Raw genomic sequence first — 14,062 nt, forward strand, 5'->3', positions numbered from 1 at the left:
TACTTTGATATTTTTCGGCTTGAGAGATTTGAATTGTAAATAAAAATGTAAACTTTGTAAATAAAAACTTGACACTATGCATCATAGTCGAAATCTCCTCTCCGGAAAACGCAAATACCTGTTCGGGTTGATACTACTCTTATTTATCTCTGTAATCTGTGTGGCTTTCAGTATGGAGGATAGTGACGACTTTGCTATCGCAAGAAGGGAAGTTTTACTCCGCAGGATCGGACATGAACTACTTTTACAATCGGGCGACAGTACTTCAAGAGTTCTTCCTGTAAAAAAGATTGCTGAAAATGAGTACCAGATCACGTTTGAGAATGACCTAACTTTTCAACCGGACTCCCTAATGAATACTACTCAGCGTTTGTTGGCCAAAGACCCCCTCGCAAGTGATTATGTTGTTAATGTTCTGAACTGTGGCAACTCCAGTGTAGCTTATGGATATGCTATATCAAAAAATAAGAAAGATGAAATTGTAGCCTGTATAGGAAGAAGGCAACCCAGCGCATGTTACATGATCAACATTAAATTCAAACCCAATGGTATGACTACAGCAAAGAATGAATATTTTTTGGGCGGTCTGTCATTTTTAGCATTTGTTGGTTTTATTTTTTTGAGATCTGTTAAGCTGCGGAAAACTTTACCTGACGGTCAGTATACTAGTATGTTCACTTTGGGCTCGGTGTTGTTCGATGCGAAGAATCGGAATCTGATGATAAACGGAAAAACAATAGACCTGACCGGAACGGAAACCCGTATATTGCTCATTTTCGCATTATCTCCCAACGAGACCATAGAGAGAAGCCGACTGCAAAAAGAGATATGGGAAGATGAAGGTGTTATTGTGGGGCGCAGTCTGGATATGTTCATATCAAAACTTAGAAAAAAATTGGAATTTGATCCTAATATCAAAATTGTTGTTATACGCGGTAAAGGATATAAGCTTGAAATTAGCTCTTAAGAAAATCTTCCCGCTCCGAACTGATGTTATTAGAATTCAATTTGGCATTTGTAAAACTCTATAGTGAGCTACTAATGTGGTATCATTAAAAGAATTATCCTTCATCCTCGCAAAGTGTACTTAATTTCGGAGCGGGTAGAATGCCACGCCATCAGGTTTGGGATAACTGGCAATGGATCGAGGTCGGGAGACCTCGAAGAGCTGAGGGATGCTGAGCGGTTAACTGCCTTGAAGAGTTTAGATTTAATTTGCTTTTCTCATTTCCGTGATAATCGTAGCTGTTCTTCTATCGGCATACATCCTGTTCAAAGCCGTAAAAGCCCATATACAAGCAGGAATCCAGCCTATAATTGTGATTTGTAAAATTAAACAAATAATACCCGAACCTATTTTACCTTGTAATATCAAGGATAACCATGGCAGAAAAAATGCTAAAACGTATCTCATATTTTTTTATTTGTAAAAGCAGAAGAATTCGAACCTTCGACCGTCCCGATTAAAAATCGGGATGTTCTTAATTTATAGGTTGATAAAGATTTTAATGCCTTTTTTAAGACTACAATATCGGCAATATTTTTATTCTTTTTGAAATTGATGTGTACTTTTTAGGAATAATTTCAGTGTTATCCGTTAGGTTTAAAATGGCTGTGTTTGAATTTTTTATCCAGTTAAAAAGGTTTTTAAAGAGGTTAAACCAATTTTAAATGCCGTTTTCGACAACTAAAAGCCCTAATAGGTATCCCGTAAAACAAAAAAGCAACCCAGTTAAGAGGTTACTTTTTTGTTTTTTTATTACTGTAAATACTCGGCTTGTGTGCACGAGCGGGACGCATCGCGCTAGCGCCTGTGTTACTTAATGCTCAAGCTAGCTGGGGTCTATAATACTTACTTAAGTAGTTTTAAAATAAACAGTAGTAGACAAGGAATGCAATTCCTAGTGATAACATTATTATAAGAGTAGTGTTGCCATTGCTTTTTTGTTGATTAAGAGATTCTTTTCTTTTGTCTTGATACAAAAGAAACAAAAAATCAAGCCTGAATATTTTTATCCCAAAAATCATCGGACGCATTTTCCTATCGCGACCCCAGCCGCTCGTGTTTCACACTCGGCTCGGGGGTCACTCCCTTCGGCCGGCGCTGAAATTCTTACCGTGATTTTCTGATATATAAATATAAGGGCGAGTTGAGGAAGTACTTTTATTGTCGCGATTGCTATTTTGTCTATGAATAAAATTTTACTTTTTTAGCTCACTTAACTTTTATTATAAGTGGTGTTCGCTTAATCTTCGATTTGTCTTGATGAAAAAAGTAAAAAAATATATTCATGGGTTATTATCTTTTTTTGGTATTCATGAATCTTCGATTTCAAGCCTGAATATTTTTATCCCAAAAATCATCGCAAGCATTTTCCTATCGCGAACTTGCACGGACTACAAAATCAGCACTATCGGGTTTACTTAATATATTTATCAATCATATATTGTGTAATCGGTTTTAAAGGTTTTTCATTTTCAGGATTTAAACCTGGTCCATTAAAAAAATCCAAATGATCTCCAGTTTTACAATACCACAATATTGGTTTATCATGTTTAAAAAAAGTTGTGGTATCACAAATTTCAATTTTTCTAAAATTCAGCATATTTTTATTTAGAGGCATCGTTGAATACAAGTTTACTATACCATTTGCTTTAGTTTCACAAACAACTGCTTCAAAATGGTCTTTTTGCCATTGCATGCACTCTTTTTTGGGCAAAAAAACGTACCCAAAACCACACAACATTGTAACTACTATCAGTCCAGGAATAAATAGCCTTTTTTGAAAAATACTTAAATCTTTCTTTTCCAAGGATGATGGTTGCATTGATTGGACGGGACTAATGCTATTGTTTGTAATAATCGTAGATGCCTCAAAAAAATCGACTGCATCTGTACTTTCAATAGTAGTAATGAGGATATTCTCTTTTTTAAAAGCCTCCTGTCTTGAGAATTTCAGGTAAGGCCGCAGCTTAAAATCGACTAATATTGCTGCAATATTCACTGCTTCAATATCAGTTAAATCAGTTTCTCCTTTAAAAAATGTTTCAATAGGCCTGAATTTATCTGTTTGGTCTTTTAATTTATTGGAGTAATTTAAAACAAAATCAAATTGAAAAAAAGCAGAAAAGCTTTTTAAATCATCAGCGTTAGCATTATTCTTAAATAACTCGCCACACAATTTCCTCAATTTGGCACGAGAAGGATTTAGTAAAAAACTGGAATGGGTGCCAACCTTTTCAATCTCATACTTCAATTTAACCGCTGCTTTATAATCTTCTAAAGTATTTTTCACCATAAGCTTAAAGGAATTTTTAGGAATTTTCAGGAATCCTCGGTATTACTGGGAATCATAGGAATTCCGGATCAATTTTACTGCAGAAGCGTCATTACTTTGCTTCAGAATTAGTTCTTGTTCTATTTCGCGATACGGACAAATGTACAAAACTACTTCTATAAAAGTGAGGCTATACAGAAGAGAATTTTTATTCCGGGAAGTATAATTAAACGATTCCGTACTAGCTCACTTTACTTCCCGCAACCAAAAAAACTGTTCTCATTTTAATGGTTTGGCCCTTAATAATTATTCGATTAAAGATATCGAACGGCCAAACCTATGTCAAATTTTTAACAATTAAAATCATGAAAAAAATATTTTTTACAGCTGCTATTGCAGTATCGGGCTTAGTTATGGTATCATGTGATGCGGATGCGATTGATAGTACAACTCCTCAAGCAAAAGATTTTGGAGTTCAAAAAAATGATCTGAAATTCAACGAAAGTTATACTAGTCCCTTGTCTAATACAAGTAGTCCTATGGCTAGTGATGGCCCTGGCGATGAAGTAATTATTATAACACCACCAAAAAAACCATAATAAGATGCATTAATTTGCAATTAAATACTAATTTCGGGGAAAGAAACTTTATATGTTGCGTTCCCCGTTTTTTATTGTAGTGTTTTTGCTTTCTATCGGATCTTGTCAAAAGAGTGTAAAAACAAGTATTGATATTTCTAAAAAACAAGAAAGCCCCAAAAAAAAAATAGCCCAGAAATATTCAGAATTAGGTGATTCCTTTAGTAGGGATAATAAACTGGATAGTGCTTTCTATTATTATTTAAAATCTACAGAATTATTTAAAGAGGAGGGCAGCAGTACCTACATCGCCTATAATCTAGTTGGAATGGCACACATCCAACAGACCTATGGAGATTATTACAGCAGTGAAGAAACTTTGACCGAAGCTTTGCCATACATAAACAATGATTTACAATATCAGGTGGCGGCAAATAATTTATTTGGAATCGCAGCAAAAGAACTAAAAAATTACGATGATGCCGTTCGTTATTATACCGCAATTTTAAAAACGGTAAAAGATTCCGTAGCTAGAGTGGCTGTTCTCAATAATATTGCTACAGTTTATATGGAACAAAAAAAGTACAGAAAAGCAATAGTACTTTTAGAGCCATTTTTAAAGTCTGCTATTTTAGATACACTACAGAATAAAAAAGCCAGAATTATTGACAATTTAGGATTTGCTTATTATAAGGACAATCAGATTCCAAAGGGACTAGCATTAATGAATCAGGCTTTATCCATCAGAACCAGAATTAACGATTCCTATGGAAGTATTGAAAGCTATTTGCATTTAGCCGATTACTATCAAAATAAAGATTATCAAAAATCAAAAGGGTATGCACTACATGCTTATGATGAAGCAACGAAACATCAAAGTATTGATGAACGATTGGAAGCCTTGGCATTTTTAATGTCACATAATCAAGAAAAAGGAGTAAATGGTTACGCCATATTGTTCATAAATCTAAACGATAGTATTAAAAAAGTACGGAACAATGCTAAAAATCAATTTACTAAAATTAGATATGATTCTAGAAAAGCCATTTTGGAGAGCACCAAATATAAGGGACAAAGGGCGGAAACCCTTTTACAACTTGAAACACAAAAGAACCAAAAGTACTTGTTCTTTTTTGGATTTGTTATACTACTTGGCGGGATTGTATTTATAATCAATTACTACAAAAGTAAAACTAAACGAGAACGCTTAGAGGTAAGTTATACTACTGAAACCCGAATTTCTAAAGAACTCCATGATGAATTGGCTAATGATGTTTTTTATGCCATGACTTTTGCTGGAACTCAAGATTTGCAGAATCCAATAAAAAAGGAAACTCTTTTAGATAATCTTGATAAAATATATATTAGAACACGAAATTTTTCTAAAGCGAATAGTCCTATAGAAACAGGAGAACGTTTTGAACAGAATTTAAAACAAATGCTCAATAACTATAAAAGTAGTAGTACCGAAGTTATTATTAAAAATGGTAACCCAATAGATTGGTCAAAAGTTCAAACAGAAAAAAAGATAGCCATACAAAGAGTATTACAAGAACTTATGGTTAATATGAAAAAATACAGTCAAGCCAGTTTTGTGGTCATTGGTTTTGATATGGAACAAAATACTCTTAAAATTGACTATTCAGATAATGGAGTTGGTTTTTCGGAGAAACTAATTTTAAAAAATGGTCTCCAGAATGCGGAAAACCGTATTCAGACGGTAAATGGAATCCTTACTTTTGATTCTCAAACCAATAAAGGTTTCAAGGCTAAAATTTTAGTTCCAAAATAATATACAAATATGTTTACAAAAGTTTTAATTGCGGATGATATTGATTTTAATGATTTGGGTGCTGCCCAGATACTAAATGAACTTGATGTTCTTGAAGTTCAATATGCAAAATATTGTGATGAAGCTTTGTTAAAGGTTAAAAAAGCGCATTTAGACGGTACTCCTTTTCAACTGCTTATTTCTGATTTGTCCTTTAAAGCGGATCACCAATTGAACCAACTCAATTCGGGTGAAGAATTGATAGCTGCGGTTAAAAAGCAGTGTCCTAACATTAAAATAATTGTTTTTTCGATTGAAGACAGAGCACACCGTATCAAATTATTATTTGACGAGCTTACTATAGATGGCTATGTAATAAAAGGAAGAAACACAATATACGACCTAAAAAGAGCCATTCAAAAAACCTACAAGAATGAACCAGAAAACATTTCTCCTGAATTGTTGTACCTGCTTCAAGATAAGACTACAAGTGAAATTGATAATTATGACGTGCAGTTAATCAAGTATCTCTCCATAGGAATATCTCAAGAAAATATGGAAACGGTATTTAAAGAAGAAGGCATTAGCCCTAATAGTAAAAGTTCTATTGAAAAACATATCAATAAACTCAAAATTTATTTCAAAGCAAATAATACGGTACATCTTGTAGCTATAGCCAAGGATTTAGGAATTATTTAAAATTTCACTTTTAGGATACTCTCATTTACTCTTCGCATTCTAGCTCCTTCGGGGGCTTTTTTTATGGCTCAAATAAAATAATGAGTCGGGTTACGGTTTACCGTAATGAGTTGAATTTTAATGGTTTTATCTTTGAATGAATCATTAAATAAAAGAGTATGGAATATAAAGTAGTCCCTTTCGTAGCTTCAATAGATGCCAATAAAGGTAATTCTAATCATGTTGCTGAACAGTTAGAAAGTTTAATAAAAAATTATACTAATCACGGGTGGAAATATGTAAGACTTGAGAGTGTTTCCACTTTTGTACAACCGGAATCAGGTTGTTTTGGATTAGCTAGTAAGCCTGGATTTACAACCAACAGACAAATGGTTGTTTTCGAAAAATAGATGAAGTATACGATATTATTTGCTGTTCAGCTCTACTGGTTTTTTAAATCAAAAAACAGAAAAGCAAAATGCATCTTTAAAAAATCATGTTCTAATTATGTATTTGAAATTACCCAAACGGAAGGATTTATTAAAGGTTTGAGTGCCTTTCGTTTTAGATATCAAAATTGTAGAGGTGGTTTTGAAATTTTTAAAAATCCCATAAATAATAAAACTCAAATGCTTCTTCCTTCAAGAATAGTAATTGAAAAAGAAGAAATCGCAGAAAGATTATTAATCCACTAAAATTATAAATTATGAAGTACTATGTAAACAAAAATGCACAATCAAACGGAGATCATGAAGTGCATACTGAAGATTGTAAATATCTTCCAAACTCTGATAATAGAAAATATTTAGGAGAGTTCACAAATTGTGCGGCTGCAGTAACAGAAGCAAAGAAAACATATTCCAAATCTAATGGATGTAAGACTTGCTCCAATAGCTGTCATACAAGCTAAGTTATGAGTTTTAGATTTCAAAAAAGAATTAAGCTTGGAGGAGGACTTGGTTTGAATATAAGCAAATCAGGAATTTCTCCGAGTCTATGGACTAAAGGCGGAACGATTAGTAACAAGGGTTTCTCGGTAAGGAACCGGGGTATCTGGTGTTTCTTATAGAAAATCATTTAATTCATCAAAATCAAGTGGATGTCTTTTGACGGTTATTATCTACTTCAGTTTTGGCGTACTATTTTATCAAATCTTAAAATAATATTATTATGAAAATATTTTTATACTTCTTTTTATTTTTCCTTTTTACTTGGACCGTTTCAGGTCAAACCACTTCGGAAAAATTAATTGCTTCAACCTGTGAGAGCAGGGGATGTTCCGGTTCTGAATATTGCGCCGCCTGTAAAAATTGTTCGGGTTGTAAGCACTGTGCCAAAGAAGGAGGAACCTGCGGTGTTTGTGCGCCTACTCCAAAAAAGGAAACTGTTTCAAAAAACATTAAAAGTAGAAAAAATTCAAAAAAAGCAAGAAAATCTTAGTTTGAATAAAGTAAATAAGACATTTTTAATAATCTAATTTTCAAAATATGAATTCAAATCCTAGTATGAGCATTCAACTAAAAAGTCATTTCCTTCGACTTTACCAAATGGCCTTAACAGATGATCAATTTGACGTGTTAGAACTTCAAATGCTATATCATTTTGCGGATGAACGTGGGATTCCAAAAGAAGAACTCGATAAACTTTTTCTTAATCCAATCAATACCGAGTTGAGCATTCCAGAAAATTTAAATACAAGGATTGAATACTTATATGATTTTGCCAGAATTATTTGGGCTGATGAGAAGGTAGCAGATGATGAATTAAATATGCTCAAAAAATACTGTCGTAAATTTAATTTTTTGGATGAAAACATAAACGAGTTAACCGGTTATCTAATTGATTGTGTTAAGAAAGGCATTAGCAAAGAAGAAATTATTAATCAACTAAACTCTTAAGTTATGAAATCACTAACACAGTTATTCAGTCTAAAAAAAGTTGATGAATCTCCGAAAAATGATATTGATGAAAATGAAAATGACAGGGAACAAATAAGAATCACCTATTATCAGAGTGGCTTTGCTGCATCAATAAAAGCGACCGGAAAACCAATCGTTCTAAAAGCTTGTCTGCAAAATTTATATATGAGTTTTGAAGATCAATGTCGAAAGCAAAAATTAGAACAAGACCGTTTGAAACAACCTTACAGGGAAGAGCAAGAAAAAAACAGGACAGAACTAAAAAAGTGTGAGGCGGCAATAGGAATTTATGAAAAAAAAGAACAAGACCTGAATGAAGATATTAATCAGATAAAAAGTGAAATTGTTGAAGTAAAGCGTAATCCTGACAAATTTGGAATTGAAGACGGCAAAGGTCTAAAAGCACATTTTTATATTGGACTAATCTTGTTACTACCTATAACGCTTTATTTATTAGTGTTTTATATCTCGGCCTCTTATTCTGCATTTTTCAAAGAGTTTTCAAATGATAGTTTAACAGCTGCCATTTTTGATGCAGATGCATTGACAAACTCATTTAAAGCAAGTTGGTTAGAAGGGGTTTTAGTAATTACTATTCCTTTTGTGTTCATGGGATTAGGCTATGTAATTCATATGGTACAAAAAGTAAAGGGTATCAAAAATATCGTTAGAATCATTGGTTTATTTATTACAACATTTTTGTTTGACGCACTTCTGGCTTATCAAATTGAGAAAAAAATATATGAATTTAACAAAACTCCCGATTCCTCTCCTTATAATTTAAACATTGCATTAGGCGAAGCTGAATTCTGGATGATCATATTTGCTGGATTTGTAGTGTATATTATTTGGGGACTTGTTTTTGATTTTGTGATGAAAGAATTCGAAAACATCGATAAAATTAGAGCTTACATTAGAGGACAAAAAGAGAAACTTATTGATTTAGAAAAACTAACAACAGAATATATTAATAAAGTCAATGACTTTAAACAACAAATGGTTACCATTAATGGTAAGATTTCAGAACTGCAATCTAAAATAGATGGTTTTGTCTTTCCTGTTAAAGAATATCTTCATTATCATCATCAATATAAAGAAGGCTGGTTTCAAGCCATTAATACTGAAATAGCTTTGCCGCATAAGGAGAAAACAGAATTATTGGTAAACTGCGATATTTTATCAATTGAGCATTTGGACAAACTAAATCTTATAGACCCTGATTTTCAACATTTAGTATATTCTAAAAACTAATCTTATGAAAGCTATTTTAAAAACTATTTTAGTATCATTTTTTATCGTTTCTGCATCTTCATGTAAACCAGATTCCGAAAATAAGAATGATAAAACTATAATTAGGAACCCCATTCATGATAATTATAACATTAGTATACTTCTAGATTTATCGGACAGAATTAGTGTCAGAAAAAATCCTAACCCGACAATGGAATATTACCAAAGAGATTTAGGTTATATAAAATCCATTTCTGAAGCCTTCACTCAACATTTGAGATCAAAAAGAATAAGACAGATTGATGATAAAATGCAATTATTTTTCAATCCAGAACCATTAGATCCCGAAATTAATTCTATTTCTAAAAAATTAAGAATTGCTATTGATAAAAATAATGTATCCAAAGAGTATTTGAATTCCATAAATTCAAATTATGCCTCTCAGACTTTAAAAATATATGAGTCCGCGATAAAAGATGATAATTATATAGGTTCAGACATTTGGAGCTTTTTTGAAAACAAAGTAAAAGATCAATGCATAGATAGTAAACACAGAAACATACTTGTAGTATTAACTGATGGATATATGTTTTATGACGACACCAGAATAATAGAAGGGAACTTGACTACTTATATCACTCCAGAACTAATTAGAAAAAATGGATTAAATAATAAAGATTGGAATGAAAAACTTCAGAATAAGAATTATGGTTTTATAAAAGCAAACGATGACTTATCAAATCTTGAAGTTCTGGTTTTGGGAATAAATCCAAATAAAAACAATCCTTATGAAGAAAAAGTAATCAGAGCCTATTGGAGCAAATGGTTTGCAGCAATGAGAATAAAACATTTTGAAATTAAAACTGCGGACCTACCCTCTAATATGGATACAATCATTAAGGATTTTATATTAGATACAAATCGTCAATAAAAAGTAACCATTTCATATCAATATTTATTTTAACTCCTTAAACGAAAATGCTTAGCAATTTTAGAATAGTATTTATAATAATGGCTTTGGGAATCATTAGTTGTAAAAAAGAAAAGCCTCCCCAAAAAATCAACTCCTTTTATAAGGAGGTTATCCAACCAGATGATCGAAAAACTATTACTCCTGAAGAAGCAAAAACGTATCATAATGATACACATCGTCAATATGAATACCGCACTGGTAAACCGGGTCATTATGAGTATAATTATGATGTAAGTGGATATAATGCTCTAGGAGATACGGTATCTGGAAACATCAATATTCAAGGAAAATATGGCGCTGGTATACTAACCCATACGACTGATGGAGAAATTGAGATCACAGCAGAATGGATTGATTACGGCAAACTAAAAGCCGTTGACAAGGAAGGAAATGAATACCAACTACAAGTAAATTAATACTATTAACATCAAAGTAATTTAAATGAAATCTATTGTAATCCTACTCTTTATTTTTCTCACTTCTTTTCACCCAGTAGAAAATAAAGTTTACATCTGTGGGCCAAAGGGAGCAAAAAAATACCATTATACCGAAAACTGTCGGGGGTTAACAGCCTGTAAACATGAAATAATAAAAACATCGCTTTCTCAAGCTCAGAGCTACAGACTAACACTCTGTGGGTGGGAAGATTGATTATAGCAGTTTTGTCATATAAAGAGTTTGTTAAAAATCCTTATATCAATAATAGGTTGTTGCAGCAGTAATTAACCGGATTCGTTTGATGTCGTTAGAATTTCATGTAGTCGAACCATTTAAAAAAAAAGAGAAATAATTATGGAGGAAAAATTTGTACAAAAAGCTGTATTGCTTAACCCTGAAGAAAGTACGGGGCAGCTAAAAGTTGAGAAACTATGGGAATTGATGGAAGATCATCCGTATAAGGATAAAATGTACAATGACTTTGAAATTGAAAAAATTAGAAATGAAATAATTACTATTGATTATATAGACACTGTTTATAAACGTGTAAAACATTTCAATACCAATTACAAGCGTATACTAATCCGAGCCCAAATAAAGGATATTAATGTTTTTGAGGAAGTGCTTGCAATTGATGGAGAAAAGAAAAAAGAAATAGTTTTTCACTTTGACGAATATGTCGTTGTCGATGAGGTTAAGGAAAACTTAAAAACAGTTGCTAAGTATGATTCAAAAAATACTTATTTGGATGAGTATGTGATGACTAAGTATGCTAACAGTCTATTCAAAAATGGGTTGTCTGATCTGGCAAGGCAAAATATTCAATATTTTAAAGATTTGGCTAGTAGTTCAGATAATTATAACAAACATAGAAGTTACCGTCTAGTTGAAAATGGAGGGATTACCTATTTAAGAGGGATTACCTCATTTGATAAATATTATGAATATGGCGTTGATTTTGCATTTGTGGTTTCCATGCTTGCATTCCATAATTTTATGAAAAAAAATCAAGGAGTTGAATACAAAATCAAATCAGCACATATTAATGAATCCAAATTGGAAATAATAGTTGCGGAAAAATTCACGAAAGATGCAGGAGAGTTTGGAGAAGTTTCAACTGCAATTAAGGTTTCAACTAATGATTTGGGGCAAGGTTCTCTGAATTTTTTAAATATTATTAATGTAGGAAAGACTAGCAAGGATGGATTTTATTTGTTTCCAAAGCAAAACCGGTTTGAAAATAATAGGGTAATGATTTCTCATACCACAAAGCCCGAAAATGTCTTTGCAACATTAAAGACTATGGAAAGTGTTCTCAATACCAGTGATAAATTTATCAAAGAATTAAAAGAAGCTAAAACGATTAAAACTCCTGATGAATTGAGAATGAAAATACAGGCCAAGATTGATGGTCCTCGAAGTTCTTTTGGTCATATAAAGAAACTATCTGATATTTTTAAGACAAAAATAGATAATGAAATTACTAATTTTTCAAAGCTTTTGGATATGTGCAACAAAGCAGAGGAATTAGAAATTGATTTTGACCTTAAGGATAAATTGCGATACATAATTTCGGATATCATTTTATACGGCAGTACAAAATAGGTTTTTTATAAACCTAATATTTGACAAGAATGTACTATTACATTTAATACAATGTATAGCAGAAGAGAGTTGCATAAGTTGATATTGGAGCATTACGTAGTAACTTCCAAGGAATCACAAAAGTATAACATAAATTAAAATAACACTAAAAAAGATTAAAATGTCAGAATATAGAATTTCAGGAATTTGGAAAAATAGTCAAGAAGTAATAACTCACTATGCTGTCCATACAAGAACAAGAAATCAAGCAGGAGATGGTTATGAAATTAGCCACGCAGTAAAGATGACCAAGGCTGATGCTGTAGTGTTATTGCAAAATCCAGTAAACAGTGCTAAAACATACTTGTGGAATTATATAAGGGCTCAATGGGTAGCTGGTGAAGATATACATGTAGTTAATAGTAATCCTCCATTCCTCAGAACAAATCATGACGGAACAGTAAAGGATAATCTGCTACATCTTATAGATTACGGATATGTGTATTAATATAAAGCTATTAAAGATCCTCGTTACGGCGAGGGTCTCATTTTTAAATAACTAGCAATGGTGATAGCATAATTCACAATCTAACAGGTATTCCCACTAAAGCAAATAGTACTCTAAGATATTCATTAACTATATCCATGGAGACAGCTGAAAGTACAACTGATATTTATATTACTATTGCAAACAAACTAGCTATAGAGGACCTTAGTTAAAGTATAATTTTTCTTCAAAAGACATCAATTTTAATTTTTTTTTTTAAAGTTTATTTTTTGTTTCTATTTCTACTCTTCCAGCTATCGTTATGAAACATATTCTTTTTATGTTCATAGATTTTACCCCGGATGTAGGAGCCGACAATTATAACTGGAATTGCTATTAGAATTTCATACCACTGCATTGTGATTATAGATTTGATTAAGACCTCAAACCTATAATTTTATTGAGTTAGCCACAAATAGTATAGTGTGTGATTCTGGAATTGAACACTTAAATTTTAGTGATAAGAGATCTGTACTCTAGGATTTTATATAAGAACATTTTTGTATTTTTAGGAGTTGTACGTTTCTCATTCATAGTCACAGAATGCAATTCCGCGCCATCGAGAATAATGATCAAACTGTTTTAGAAATAGCTATTAATTGATTTTGATTGTGGGCACGAGCGAGACGCTCGCGCCCAATGTCATTAAGTTAAGGATTCATTTCGCTGATTTTTAGGTTATTATGTGTTTTATTTGTAAGATTTTTCGTATATTTATATGATAACCAATCATTTATAACTTTGAAAAAAAACAGCTATTTTTATCTTCAAAAAGATACAAACACAATTATTTAGTGAGGAATTGAAAAATGAATATAAAGTTTCAGAAAAGCACTTTACACGAAATAGAAAACAGAATTTTCCTTTTATCTTGCTATTTATGTTAAACTTCCTTAGAAAAAGCCTCACGATGGAAATAGATAACTTCATAAGTTTTCTAAAACCCAATATTGGTAGTAAGTTTACAAAGAGCGCATTTGTTCAAGCTCGAATGAAGGTAAGACCAGAAGTCTTTAAAAAACTCTCCCAAACATTAATAGATGAATTTTACACTGATAATGATAAA

General features: G+C 32.1%; 17 protein-coding genes. 15 read left to right on the forward strand and 2 right to left on the reverse strand.

The genetic code is table 11. From position 1 onward, the window contains the following. Positions 1–172 precede the first annotated feature (172 nt). On the forward strand, positions 173–967 hold the full coding sequence (locus tag ACNQGX_RS16460; protein WP_417978065.1) for a winged helix-turn-helix domain-containing protein: 795 nt from the start codon (positions 173–175) through the stop codon (positions 965–967). Positions 968–1,210: 243 nt separating this feature from the next. Here ACNQGX_RS16460 and ACNQGX_RS16465 read toward each other — a convergent pair whose 3' ends face one another. Together ACNQGX_RS16465 and ACNQGX_RS16470 are read right to left on the reverse strand one after the other, a co-directional pair. Further along, positions 1,211–1,414 (reverse strand): YqaE/Pmp3 family membrane protein, encoded by a 204-nt coding sequence (locus ACNQGX_RS16465; protein WP_417978067.1) that lies wholly within the window; start codon positions 1,412–1,414, stop codon positions 1,211–1,213. A 1,006-nt stretch (positions 1,415–2,420) separates the two neighbouring features. Then, positions 2,421–3,299 carry a hypothetical protein gene (locus tag ACNQGX_RS16470; RefSeq protein ID WP_417978069.1) on the reverse strand — a complete coding sequence of 293 codons (879 nt, stop codon included), beginning with the start codon at positions 3,297–3,299 and terminating at the stop codon, positions 2,421–2,423. A 344-nt stretch (positions 3,300–3,643) separates the two neighbouring features. Between ACNQGX_RS16470 and ACNQGX_RS16475 the strand changes: the two genes are divergently transcribed. The 14 genes from ACNQGX_RS16475 to ACNQGX_RS16540 all read left to right on the forward strand — a co-directional run bounded on the left by ACNQGX_RS16475 (position 3,644) and on the right by ACNQGX_RS16540 (position 12,957). After that, positions 3,644–3,877 (forward strand): hypothetical protein, encoded by a 234-nt coding sequence (locus tag ACNQGX_RS16475; RefSeq protein WP_417978071.1) that lies wholly within the window; start codon positions 3,644–3,646, stop codon positions 3,875–3,877. Between the two features lie 52 nt (positions 3,878–3,929). Next, positions 3,930–5,648 carry a tetratricopeptide repeat-containing sensor histidine kinase gene (locus ACNQGX_RS16480; RefSeq protein WP_417978073.1) on the forward strand — a complete coding sequence of 573 codons (1,719 nt, stop codon included), beginning with the start codon at positions 3,930–3,932 and terminating at the stop codon, positions 5,646–5,648. A 9-nt stretch (positions 5,649–5,657) separates the two neighbouring features. Further along, the gene (locus tag ACNQGX_RS16485; RefSeq protein WP_417978075.1) at positions 5,658–6,326 is read left to right on the forward strand and encodes a response regulator transcription factor; all 669 of its coding nucleotides are present in this window, start codon (positions 5,658–5,660) and stop codon (positions 6,324–6,326) included. A gap of 158 nt (positions 6,327–6,484) precedes the next feature. Next, complete coding sequence (locus ACNQGX_RS16490) at positions 6,485–6,715, forward strand: hypothetical protein (RefSeq protein WP_417978077.1); 231 nt, start codon at positions 6,485–6,487, stop codon at positions 6,713–6,715. Further along, positions 6,716–7,000, forward strand: a complete 285-nt coding sequence (gene yidD / locus ACNQGX_RS16495; RefSeq protein WP_417978079.1) for a membrane protein insertion efficiency factor YidD — start codon at positions 6,716–6,718, stop codon at positions 6,998–7,000. An 11-nt stretch (positions 7,001–7,011) separates the two neighbouring features. Beyond that, complete coding sequence (locus ACNQGX_RS16500; RefSeq protein ID WP_417978081.1) at positions 7,012–7,215, forward strand: hypothetical protein; 204 nt, start codon at positions 7,012–7,014, stop codon at positions 7,213–7,215. A 3-nt stretch (positions 7,216–7,218) separates the two neighbouring features. Next, entirely contained in the window at positions 7,219–7,374 is a 156-nt protein-coding gene (locus ACNQGX_RS16505) for a DUF4236 domain-containing protein (protein ID WP_417978083.1), read from the forward strand. A gap of 101 nt (positions 7,375–7,475) precedes the next feature. Next, entirely contained in the window at positions 7,476–7,745 is a 270-nt protein-coding gene (locus ACNQGX_RS16510; protein WP_417978085.1) for a hypothetical protein, read from the forward strand. 47 nt (positions 7,746–7,792) lie between these two features. Further along, positions 7,793–8,203 carry a hypothetical protein gene (locus ACNQGX_RS16515; RefSeq protein ID WP_417978086.1) on the forward strand — a complete coding sequence of 137 codons (411 nt, stop codon included), beginning with the start codon at positions 7,793–7,795 and terminating at the stop codon, positions 8,201–8,203. 3 nt (positions 8,204–8,206) lie between these two features. Beyond that, the gene (locus ACNQGX_RS16520; RefSeq protein ID WP_417978088.1) at positions 8,207–9,475 is read left to right on the forward strand and encodes an ABC transporter permease; all 1,269 of its coding nucleotides are present in this window, start codon (positions 8,207–8,209) and stop codon (positions 9,473–9,475) included. 4 nt (positions 9,476–9,479) lie between these two features. Continuing rightward, positions 9,480–10,385, forward strand: a complete 906-nt coding sequence (locus ACNQGX_RS16525) for a hypothetical protein (protein ID WP_417978089.1) — start codon at positions 9,480–9,482, stop codon at positions 10,383–10,385. A 47-nt stretch (positions 10,386–10,432) separates the two neighbouring features. Further along, the gene (locus ACNQGX_RS16530; RefSeq protein WP_417978091.1) at positions 10,433–10,843 is read left to right on the forward strand and encodes a hypothetical protein; all 411 of its coding nucleotides are present in this window, start codon (positions 10,433–10,435) and stop codon (positions 10,841–10,843) included. Positions 10,844–11,219: 376 nt separating this feature from the next. Beyond that, positions 11,220–12,470: a hypothetical protein gene (locus ACNQGX_RS16535; RefSeq protein ID WP_417978092.1), complete on the forward strand. Its 1,251-nt coding sequence runs from the start codon at positions 11,220–11,222 to the stop codon at positions 12,468–12,470. A gap of 160 nt (positions 12,471–12,630) precedes the next feature. Further along, the gene (locus tag ACNQGX_RS16540; RefSeq protein ID WP_417978093.1) at positions 12,631–12,957 is read left to right on the forward strand and encodes a DUF3892 domain-containing protein; all 327 of its coding nucleotides are present in this window, start codon (positions 12,631–12,633) and stop codon (positions 12,955–12,957) included. Positions 12,958–14,062: the final 1,105 nt, after the last annotated feature.

Source organism: Flavobacterium glycogeni (genome assembly GCF_048286775.1).
GTDB lineage: Bacteria > Bacteroidota > Bacteroidia > Flavobacteriales > Flavobacteriaceae > Flavobacterium.

Bases quoted from the DNA above. Each gene is read 5' to 3' on its own strand.
- ACNQGX_RS16480 (WP_417978073.1), top strand. From the start codon at position 3,930: ATGTTGCGTTCCCCGTTTTTTATTGTAGTGTTTTTGCTTTCTATCGGA.
- ACNQGX_RS16475 (WP_417978071.1), top strand. From the start codon at position 3,644: ATGAAAAAAATATTTTTTACAGCTGCTATTGCAGTATCGGGCTTAGTT.
- ACNQGX_RS16505 (WP_417978083.1), top strand. From the start codon at position 7,219: ATGAGTTTTAGATTTCAAAAAAGAATTAAGCTTGGAGGAGGACTTGGT.
- ACNQGX_RS16525 (WP_417978089.1), top strand. From the start codon at position 9,480: ATGAAAGCTATTTTAAAAACTATTTTAGTATCATTTTTTATCGTTTCT.
- ACNQGX_RS16465 (WP_417978067.1), bottom strand. From the start codon at position 1,414: ATGAGATACGTTTTAGCATTTTTTCTGCCATGGTTATCCTTGATATTA.
- ACNQGX_RS16500 (WP_417978081.1), top strand. From the start codon at position 7,012: ATGAAGTACTATGTAAACAAAAATGCACAATCAAACGGAGATCATGAA.
- ACNQGX_RS16510 (WP_417978085.1), top strand. From the start codon at position 7,476: ATGAAAATATTTTTATACTTCTTTTTATTTTTCCTTTTTACTTGGACC.
- yidD (WP_417978079.1), top strand. From the start codon at position 6,716: ATGAAGTATACGATATTATTTGCTGTTCAGCTCTACTGGTTTTTTAAA.
- ACNQGX_RS16535 (WP_417978092.1), top strand. From the start codon at position 11,220: ATGGAGGAAAAATTTGTACAAAAAGCTGTATTGCTTAACCCTGAAGAA.
- ACNQGX_RS16460 (WP_417978065.1), top strand. From the start codon at position 173: ATGGAGGATAGTGACGACTTTGCTATCGCAAGAAGGGAAGTTTTACTC.
- ACNQGX_RS16470 (WP_417978069.1), bottom strand. From the start codon at position 3,299: ATGGTGAAAAATACTTTAGAAGATTATAAAGCAGCGGTTAAATTGAAG.
- ACNQGX_RS16490 (WP_417978077.1), top strand. From the start codon at position 6,485: ATGGAATATAAAGTAGTCCCTTTCGTAGCTTCAATAGATGCCAATAAA.
- ACNQGX_RS16515 (WP_417978086.1), top strand. From the start codon at position 7,793: ATGAATTCAAATCCTAGTATGAGCATTCAACTAAAAAGTCATTTCCTT.
- ACNQGX_RS16485 (WP_417978075.1), top strand. From the start codon at position 5,658: ATGTTTACAAAAGTTTTAATTGCGGATGATATTGATTTTAATGATTTG.
- ACNQGX_RS16540 (WP_417978093.1), top strand. From the start codon at position 12,631: ATGTCAGAATATAGAATTTCAGGAATTTGGAAAAATAGTCAAGAAGTA.
- ACNQGX_RS16530 (WP_417978091.1), top strand. From the start codon at position 10,433: ATGCTTAGCAATTTTAGAATAGTATTTATAATAATGGCTTTGGGAATC.
- ACNQGX_RS16520 (WP_417978088.1), top strand. From the start codon at position 8,207: ATGAAATCACTAACACAGTTATTCAGTCTAAAAAAAGTTGATGAATCT.